Origin of the sequence: Actinoplanes subglobosus, assembly GCF_042650585.1 — a bacterium.
Classification (GTDB): domain Bacteria; phylum Actinomycetota; class Actinomycetes; order Mycobacteriales; family Micromonosporaceae; genus Actinoplanes; species Actinoplanes subglobosus.
This window is the reverse complement of sequence record NZ_JBHSBL010000005.1, coordinates 406428-414017: the sequence shown is the minus strand read 5'-3', so window position 1 is coordinate 414017 and position 7590 is coordinate 406428. Positions and strand designations below refer to the sequence as shown.

The window sequence follows — 7590 nt, the reverse complement described above, 5'->3', positions numbered from 1 at the left end:
CCGTGACCGCCGCCCGCATGCCGACCGGCGGTCCGGAACGGACCGCGGGCCGGCGCGCCCGCCGCGACGGGTCGCGGGTCAAGTCGAGGGGCCGGCCGCTGGGCTGGCGCCGGGCCTCGGGCCGACGGTTTTCGCGGACGGTGTCGACTCGGGTGTGCCGGTGACCGGTTTGGTCGCCGCCGACCGGGACGGGGTGCTCGGCGCGGACGGCGGAGCCGACACCACGGGCGCGGAATCGGTCGCCGAGACAGACGGCGCGGCCGGGGTGGACGACGCCGGCGGCGCGGTGNCCGCCGGGTCGGCCGGCTGGACCGGCGCGGGATCCGGCGCGCCAGGCCCCAACGTCACGGCCAGCGCCACCGCCGCGATCGCCACCCCGGCCGGTAACGGCAGCCAGCGCCACAGTCGCAGCCGTTTGCGCGGCGCCGCGACTGTCGGCGGCACCCCGAACCGCAGCCGCTCCTGGGTGATCTGACCAGCCCGGGCGGCCAGTGCGCTCCGCAGCCGTAGTTCCAGGTCGTCGGTCACCGGTCCCCCATTCGTGCTCGCAGGATGGACAGCGCGCGGTGCGCCGTCGACTTGACCGTGCCGCGGGAGACACGCAGCGTGTCGGCGATCTCCTCCTCGGAGAGCTCCGACCAGTAGCGGAGGACCAGCACCTGGCGCTGCCGGGCGGTCAGGCCGCGCAGCGCCCCCAGCATCTCCCGGTCACCGACCCCGAGCAGCGCCTCGTCCTCCGCCGCCGGAACGTTCTCCGGCGGCGGAGGAAGATAGGCCCGGGCGGTCCGGCGTCGGCGCAGCGCGGACCGTGCCGCGTTCGTCACCCCGGTGATGAGGTACGCGTTCGGATCCGTCACCCCACGCAGGTCGGCCCCGTGCCGCCGGTAGAGGGCGGTGAACACGTCCTGCACGATGTCCTCCGCGGTCGACAGGTCGTCGACCATCAGCACCGCCAGCCGCACCATGCTGAGCCGCCGGCTGTGGTAGAGCTCGTTGATCGCCGGTGGCGTCTCCGGGGTGCCACGACCGGCCGCTCGCACACCGGCGGAGACTCCGCGCAGCCAGGCGAGCAGCGAGGGGAACGGCAGAACAGAGATCACTAGCGCCCCGGGGTGGTGTGGAGGGAACGAACGGTACCTTCCGGGTCAGTTCGAGCGCGACGGCGTGGTGGCCGGCTTCGGAGCCTTGGACACGGTCGGCCCGGTGCCCGGGGTGACGCCCGGCTTCCCGGTCGCGGGGCTCGCGGCGGGCCCGGTGCCCGGGGTGACGGCGGGCTTCCCGGCAGGCGTGGTGGCGGGTTTCCCGACCGGCGAGGCGGTGGGTGCGGCCGGCTCGGCGGTCGGCTTGTAGCCGGTCTCGGCCGACCTCGACGGCGCCGGGGTCGCCGCGATCGCCGACGTCGAAGCGGTCGCCTCGACCGGCTTCGACGGCGCCGGGGTGGCCGGACCGTCGGTCGGCTGGTAGGCGGTCGTCGCCGGGGTCGGGGGCACCGGGGCCGGGGTGGCCTCGTCGGCGAACGCGGTGGCCGACAGGCCGGCGATACCCAGCACGGTCACGGCGCCGACGGTGAGGGCGAGGCCACGGGTCGAGATTCGCATCGGTACTCCTGCTCGTTGGGGTGCTGTCGCAGGAGTAGACGCGTGGCCCGCCGGAAGGTTGGCGGTTCCGAAGTGACGCGCGCCACAGATCTAGGCTTCGAAGCATGCAGCCGACCATTCGCGCCTACCGGCCCACCGACCTCGACGCGATCTATGACATCTGCGTGCGTACCGCCGCCTCGGGACAGGACGCACGCGGCAGGCACACCTCGGACCGCATGCTCGGCGACGTCTGGGCGGTGCCGTACGTGACCCGCGAACCCGGGCACGCCCACGTCCTCGACGACGGCACGGGTGCGGCGGTCGGCTACATCCTGGGCACCGCGGACACCGAGGCGTTCGTGACATGGTTCCGCGAGGAGTGGATCCCGGCCAAGGCGGAGACGTTCGCCGCCGACGATCCGAAGGACCGGGAACTGGCCGCGGTGTTCCACTCGCCGGAGAAGATGGTCCGGCCGGAGTTCGCCGACTATCCGGCCCATCTGCACATCGATCTGCTGCCGGAGTGGCAGGGCCGGGGTCAGGGCCGGGCGCTGATGGCGGCCTTCCTGGCCGGGCTGCGCGCCGCCGGGGTGGCGAGGGTGCATCTCGGCATGGCCGCCGAGAACACGGGGGCCTACGCCTTCTATCGCAAGCTGGGTTTCCACGACATCGCGGTGCCGAACCCGGGCGCCCGCTTCGTGGGCCGCGACACCAGCCCGCCGAGGTGATCCGGGGCGCGCCGGCTGCCCCTGTCCAGCCGGCGCTCCCCCTGGCTCATTCGCCGCGTCGCTGACGGACCTTGGCGAGCGCCTCGGCGAGGATCGCCGCGGCGTCCTCCTCGGAACGGCGCTCCTTCACATACGCCAGATGCGACTTGTACGGCTCGGCGCGCGCCCGACCCGGCGGATTGGACCGGTCGAGACCGGCCGGCTGCCCGCACCGCGGACAGTCCCAGGTGTCGGGGTTCGCCGCCTCCGCCGCGAACCAGATGATGCTGTCGTGACCGGCCGCGCAGAAATAGGTCACCTGCCTGCGCGGTGCGGGTTCGCTGCGCTCGTCGGGTCGCATCGGGCTGGACCCGACACGGCTACCGCGAATAGCGCTGCCACTGGACACGGACGTCACTCCTGTCTCGAGGGGCCTCTCAGAGGTAGCCGTCCGGTTCCGGGGGACTCGTGAGGGGCGCGCGAACCGGACAGCAGGAACAAAAAACCGCACGACCGGAGAATCCGGCCGCGCGGCAGATTGTACGACTACAACGCGCTGTCAGGAAGCCAGCTGGACCTTCAGCCAGAAGCCGAGCCCGACAATGCAGGCGAACCAGATGATTCCCACGAGAACCGTGTAACGGTCGAGGTTTTTCTCCGCCACCGAGGAGCCGGCCAGGCTGGAGGTAACGCCGCCGCCGAACATGCTCGACATGCCGCCGCCCTTGCCACGGTGCAGAAGGATCAGCAGGGTCAGCAGGATGCTGGTGATGATCAGCAACACGATCAACGTGTAAGCGAACGCGATCGGCATCGTCGGGTTCATTCCTCTCGAAGGGCAAGCAGCGGTCCCACAATAGCGGGTGCCCGGCCGCATGATACGACCGGGCACGCGCTTAATTACCGTGAACCTTTTTCAACCTGGCATCGAGCCGAAGACGCAAGATTGTCGATCTCTCGCGGTGGCCCGGCCTCGCCACGTTGAAAAAAGTTCATCAGCGTCCGACATGCTCCGGGAAACGCACGATGGCGGCGAAGCCCTCGGCGTCCAGAGCGGCACCGCCGACCAGGGCACCGTCCACGTCCGGCTTGGCCATGATCTGGGCGATGTTGTTCGCCTTCACCGAGCCGCCGTACTGGATCCGGACCACGTCGGCCACCTCGGCGCCGAACTTCTCGGCGAGGCGGCCACGGATCGCGCCGCAGACCTCCTGGGCGTCCTCCGGCGTCGCGGTCTTGCCGGTGCCGATCGCCCAGACCGGCTCGTAGGCGATCACGATCTGCTTGAGCTGCTCGGTCTTCAGCCCCTCGAGACCGGCGTCGACCTGGGCGAGCACGTGCTCGACCTGGTTGCCGGCCTCACGGATCTCCAGGCCCTCACCGACGCAGAAGATCGGCACGAGACCGGCCTCGAAGGCGGCCTTGTTCTTCGCGTTGACGGTCGCGTCGTCCTCGGCGTGGTACTCACGGCGCTCGGAGTGGCCGACCACGACGTAGGTGCAGCCCAGCTTGGCGAGCATGCCGCCGGAGATCTCGCCGGTGTACGCGCCGGACGCGAACTTCGAGACGTCCTGCGCGCCGTACCCGATGTTGAGCTTGTCGTCCTTGATCGCGCCCTCGACGCTGCGCAGATCGGTGAACGGCGGCAGGACGACCGTCTCGACGGCCTCCAGCTGCTCGGCGTTCAGGCTCGCGGCCAGTTTCCGGACCAGGAGGATCGCCTCGAAGTGATTGAGGTTCATCTTCCAGTTGCCGGCGATGATCGGCTTGCGGGTCACGTCACCCATCACTTCTCCAGAGCGGCGACGCCCGGCAGCGTCTTGCCTTCGAGGTACTCCAGGGACGCGCCCCCACCGGTGGAGATGTGACCGAACGCGGACTCGTCGAGCCCGAGCGTGCGCACGGCGGCCGCGGAGTCACCGCCACCGACGACCGAGAAGCCGTCGATCTTGGTGATCGCCTCGGCCACGCCACGGGTGCCCGCGGCGAACGGCGCCAGCTCGAACACGCCCATCGGCCCGTTCCAGAACACCGTCTTCGCACCGGCGATCGCCGACGCGAACAACTCCGTCGACTTCGGGCCGATGTCGAGACCCAGCCGGTCGGCCGGGATGTCCGCCGCCGCGACGACATCGTGCGTGGCGTCCGCCGAGAACTCGGTGGCGGCCACGACGTCGACGGGCAGCACGATCCGGCCGTCGGCCTGCGCGAGCAGGTCGGCACAGACGGAGACCATCTCGTCCTCGAGCAGCGACTTGCCGACCTCGTGGCCCTGGGCCTTGAGGAAGGTGAAGCACATGCCGCCACCGACGAGGAGCTTGTCCACCTTGGGCAGCAGCGCCTGGATGACGGCGAGCTTGTCGGAGACCTTCGAGCCGCCGAGCACGACGACGTAGGGCTGCTCCGGGCTCTCCGACACCCGCTTGAGGACCTCGACCTCCTTGAGGACGAGTCCACCCGCGTAGTGCGGCAGGCGGGCCGGCACGTCGTACACCGAAGCGTGCTTGCGGTGCACGGCGCCGAAGGCGTCGTCGACGTAGAAGTCGGCGAACGCCGCCAGCTGGTCCGCGAAGGCGCCACGCTCGGCGTCGTCCTTCGAGGTCTCGCCGGCGTTGAAGCGCAGGTTCTCCAGCAGGAGGACCTGACCGTCGGCGAGCGCCTCGACCTTGGCCCGGGCGTCGGCGCCGACGGTGTCGGAAGCGAAGACCACCGACGAGCCGAGCAGCTCGCCGAGACGGGTCGCCACCGGGGCAAGGGTGAACTTGGGGTCCGGCGCGCCCTTCGGGCGGCCCAGGTGGGACGCCACGATCACGCGGGCGCCCGCGTCACGCAGGGCGATCAGCGTCGGCAGCACCGCGCGGGCGCGGCCGTCGTCACTGATCGTGCCCGGGTTTGCCTTGTCGAACGGGACGTTCAGGTCGGCGCGCACGAACACGCGCCGACCCGAGACACCCTCGCCGAGCAGGTCGTCGAGAGTCTTCATCTGGAAGATCAGGCCCCGACGAGCTTGACCAGGTCGACGAGGCGGTTCGAGTAGCCCCACTCGTTGTCGTACCAGGAGACGACCTTGACCTGGTTGCCGATCACCTTGGTGAGGCCGGCGTCGAAGATCGAGGAGGCCGGGTCGGTGACGATGTCGGCCGACACGATCGGGTCCTCGGTGTAGACCAGGATGCCCTTGAGCGCGCCCTCGGCGGCGGCCTTGATCACCGAGTTGACCTCCTCGACCGTGGTGTCACGGGACGCGGTGAAGGTCAGGTCGGTGGCCGAGCCGGTGGGGATCGGCACCCGCAGCGCGAAGCCGTCCAGCTTGCCCTTGAGCTCCGGCAGCACCAGGCTGACGGCCTTGGCGGCCCCGGTCGAGGTCGGCACGATGTTCAGCGCGGCGGCGCGGGCGCGGCGCAGGTCGCTGTGCGGGCCGTCCTGCAGGTTCTGGTCCTGGGTGTACGCGTGGATGGTGGTCATCAGACCACGCTCGATCCCGATCGTGTCGTTCAGGACCTTCGCCATCGGGGCGAGGCAGTTCGTGGTGCACGACGCGTTGGAGATGATGTTGTGCTTCGCGGCGTCGTACAGGTTGTCGTTGACACCCACCACGATGGTGATGTCCTCGTTCTTGGCCGGGGCCGAGATGATGACCTTCTTGGCGCCCTTGTCCAGGTGCGCCTTGGCCTTGGTGGCGTCGGTGAAGAAGCCGGTCGACTCGATGACGACGTCGGCGCCCAGCTCGCCCCAGGGCAGGTTGTTCGGGTCGCGCTCGGCGAACGCCTTGAACGTCTTGCCACCGACGGTGATCTCGTCGGCGGAGGCCTTCACCTCGAGGCCCAGACGGCCCAGGATGCTGTCGTACTTCAGCAGGTGAGCCAGCGTGGCGTTGTCGGTCAGGTCGTTCACGCCGACGATCTCGATGTCGGCGCCGGAGGCGAGAACCGCCCGGAAGAAGTTACGACCGATACGGCCGAAGCCGTTGATGCCAACCCGGATGGTCACAGGTGGTCTCCTCTTTACGGTCCGCCGGAATCTGCGACCGGCGGAGGGGTCTGCATGCCGACCGTTGGGCCGACTCGAGGCGTCCGGCCGCCGCACCCAGAAAATGCGATGACGGGGGGCTCGACCGGACTGCCGGCACCGTCGCCGTCACCCGTGACACTATCCGAGGCCGAACACCCGCGGAGCAGCGGGGCGCGACCTGAACGTTACCTAAACGGATCACAGCGACGTTACCGACGACGTCATCAGCCTGGCCCAGGTGGCCGTACCGGATAAGGTCCGAAGGTCCCTCGATCGAGGTGATCGGGATCACCCGTCAGCAGGCCATCATCTCCGGTGTGACGGCCGCCTCGGTGTCCGGGATGCCGAGGTCACGGGCCCGCTTGTCGGCCAGCGCCAGCAGGCGGCGGATCCGGCCGGCGATCGCGTCCTTGGTCAGCGGCGGGTCGGCCAGAGCGCCCAGCTCCTCCAGGGACGCCTGCCGGTGCTCCAGGCGCAGCCGGCCGGCCGACGTCAGATGGTTCGGCGCGTCCTCGGAGAGGATCTCCAGCGCCCGGGTGACCCGGGCCGCGGCCGCGACCGCCGCGCGGGCCGAGCGCCGCAGGTTCGCGTCGTCGAAGTTGGCCAGCCGGTTCGCGGTCGCGCGCACCTCACGGCGTACCCTCCGCTCCTCCCACGCCAGCACGCTGGAATGCGCGCCGACCCGGGTGAGCAGCGCGGCGATCGCGTCGCCGTCCTTGATCACCACCCGGTCGACGCCGCGCACCTCGCGGTCCTTCGCGGTGATGCCGATGCGCCGGGCCGCGCCGCGCAGCGCCAGCGCCGCCTCCGGGCCCGGGCAGGTGATCTCCAGCGCGCTGGAGCGGCCCGGCTCGGTGAGCGAGCCGTGCGCCATGAACGCACCGCGCCAGGCGGCGACCGAGCAGCACACGTTGCCGCTGACGACATGCTGCGGCAGGCCGCGGACCGGGCGGCCGCGCACGTCGAGCAGGCCGGTCTGGCGGGCCAGGACCTCGCCGTCCTTGACGATCCGGACGATGTAGTGACTGCCCTTGCGCAGACCGCCGGACGCGAGCACGTGCACCTCGCTGGGGTAGCCGTAGACGTCGGCGATCTCCCGCCGCAGCCGCCGGGCCACCGCCCCGGTGTCCAGCTCCGCCTCGACGACCACCCGGCCGGAGACGATGTGCAGCCCACCGGCGAAGCGCAGCAGCGCCGCCATCTCCGCACGACGACAACAGGGCTTGGGCACGTCGACCCGGCTCAGCTCGTCCTTGACCGCTGCCGTCATCGCCATCGTGTTGTCACCTCAT

Annotated in this window: 9 protein-coding genes; 1 reads left to right on the top strand and 8 read right to left on the bottom strand. The window is 70.5% G+C overall.

Annotated features, from left to right (window positions below; all coding sequences use genetic code 11):
- Positions 1–524: 524 nt before the first annotated feature.
- Together ACFO0C_RS05315 and ACFO0C_RS05310 are read right to left on the bottom strand one after the other, a co-directional pair.
- Positions 525–1100 carry an RNA polymerase sigma factor gene (locus ACFO0C_RS05315; RefSeq protein ID WP_378065371.1) on the bottom strand — a complete coding sequence of 192 codons (576 nt, stop codon included), beginning with the start codon at positions 1098–1100 and terminating at the stop codon, positions 525–527.
- A gap of 45 nt (positions 1101–1145) precedes the next feature.
- Positions 1146–1598, bottom strand: coding sequence for a hypothetical protein (locus ACFO0C_RS05310; RefSeq protein ID WP_378065370.1), 453 nt, complete (start codon positions 1596–1598; stop codon positions 1146–1148).
- Positions 1599–1702: 104 nt separating this feature from the next.
- On the opposite strand from ACFO0C_RS05310, the gene ACFO0C_RS05305 reads away from it, so the two are divergent.
- Positions 1703–2308: a GNAT family N-acetyltransferase gene (locus ACFO0C_RS05305; RefSeq protein ID WP_378065368.1), complete on the top strand. Its 606-nt coding sequence runs from the start codon at positions 1703–1705 to the stop codon at positions 2306–2308.
- Positions 2309–2354: 46 nt separating this feature from the next.
- Here the strand turns inward: ACFO0C_RS05305 and ACFO0C_RS05300 are convergent, their stop codons facing one another.
- The 6 genes from ACFO0C_RS05300 to whiA form a co-directional block, all read right to left on the bottom strand.
- The gene (locus ACFO0C_RS05300) at positions 2355–2696 is read right to left on the bottom strand and encodes an RNA polymerase-binding protein RbpA (protein WP_378065367.1); all 342 of its coding nucleotides are present in this window, start codon (positions 2694–2696) and stop codon (positions 2355–2357) included.
- A 150-nt stretch (positions 2697–2846) separates the two neighbouring features.
- On the bottom strand, positions 2847–3101 hold the full coding sequence (secG, locus tag ACFO0C_RS05295; RefSeq protein ID WP_109602523.1) for a preprotein translocase subunit SecG: 255 nt from the start codon (positions 3099–3101) through the stop codon (positions 2847–2849).
- Between the two features lie 181 nt (positions 3102–3282).
- On the bottom strand, positions 3283–4074 hold the full coding sequence (gene tpiA, locus ACFO0C_RS05290; protein ID WP_378065365.1) for a triose-phosphate isomerase: 792 nt from the start codon (positions 4072–4074) through the stop codon (positions 3283–3285).
- Entirely contained in the window at positions 4074–5270 is a 1197-nt protein-coding gene (locus tag ACFO0C_RS05285; RefSeq protein WP_378065364.1) for a phosphoglycerate kinase, read from the bottom strand. The genes tpiA and ACFO0C_RS05285 overlap by 1 nt, the downstream gene beginning before the upstream one ends.
- 8 nt (positions 5271–5278) lie before the next feature.
- A complete protein-coding gene (gene gap, locus ACFO0C_RS05280) occupies positions 5279–6277 on the bottom strand; it encodes a type I glyceraldehyde-3-phosphate dehydrogenase (RefSeq protein ID WP_378065363.1) in 999 nt (332 codons plus the stop codon).
- Between the two features lie 316 nt (positions 6278–6593).
- A complete protein-coding gene (gene whiA / locus ACFO0C_RS05275; RefSeq protein ID WP_093610439.1) occupies positions 6594–7574 on the bottom strand; it encodes a DNA-binding protein WhiA in 981 nt (326 codons plus the stop codon).
- Positions 7575–7590: the final 16 nt, after the last annotated feature.

Bases quoted from the DNA above. Each gene is read 5' to 3' on its own strand.
- whiA (WP_093610439.1), bottom strand. From the start codon at position 7,574: ATGGCGATGACGGCAGCGGTCAAGGACGAGCTGAGCCGGGTCGACGTG.
- ACFO0C_RS05310 (WP_378065370.1), bottom strand. From the start codon at position 1,598: ATGCGAATCTCGACCCGTGGCCTCGCCCTCACCGTCGGCGCCGTGACC.
- ACFO0C_RS05305 (WP_378065368.1), top strand. From the start codon at position 1,703: ATGCAGCCGACCATTCGCGCCTACCGGCCCACCGACCTCGACGCGATC.
- tpiA (WP_378065365.1), bottom strand. From the start codon at position 4,074: ATGGGTGACGTGACCCGCAAGCCGATCATCGCCGGCAACTGGAAGATG.
- secG (WP_109602523.1), bottom strand. From the start codon at position 3,101: ATGCCGATCGCGTTCGCTTACACGTTGATCGTGTTGCTGATCATCACC.
- ACFO0C_RS05285 (WP_378065364.1), bottom strand. From the start codon at position 5,270: ATGAAGACTCTCGACGACCTGCTCGGCGAGGGTGTCTCGGGTCGGCGC.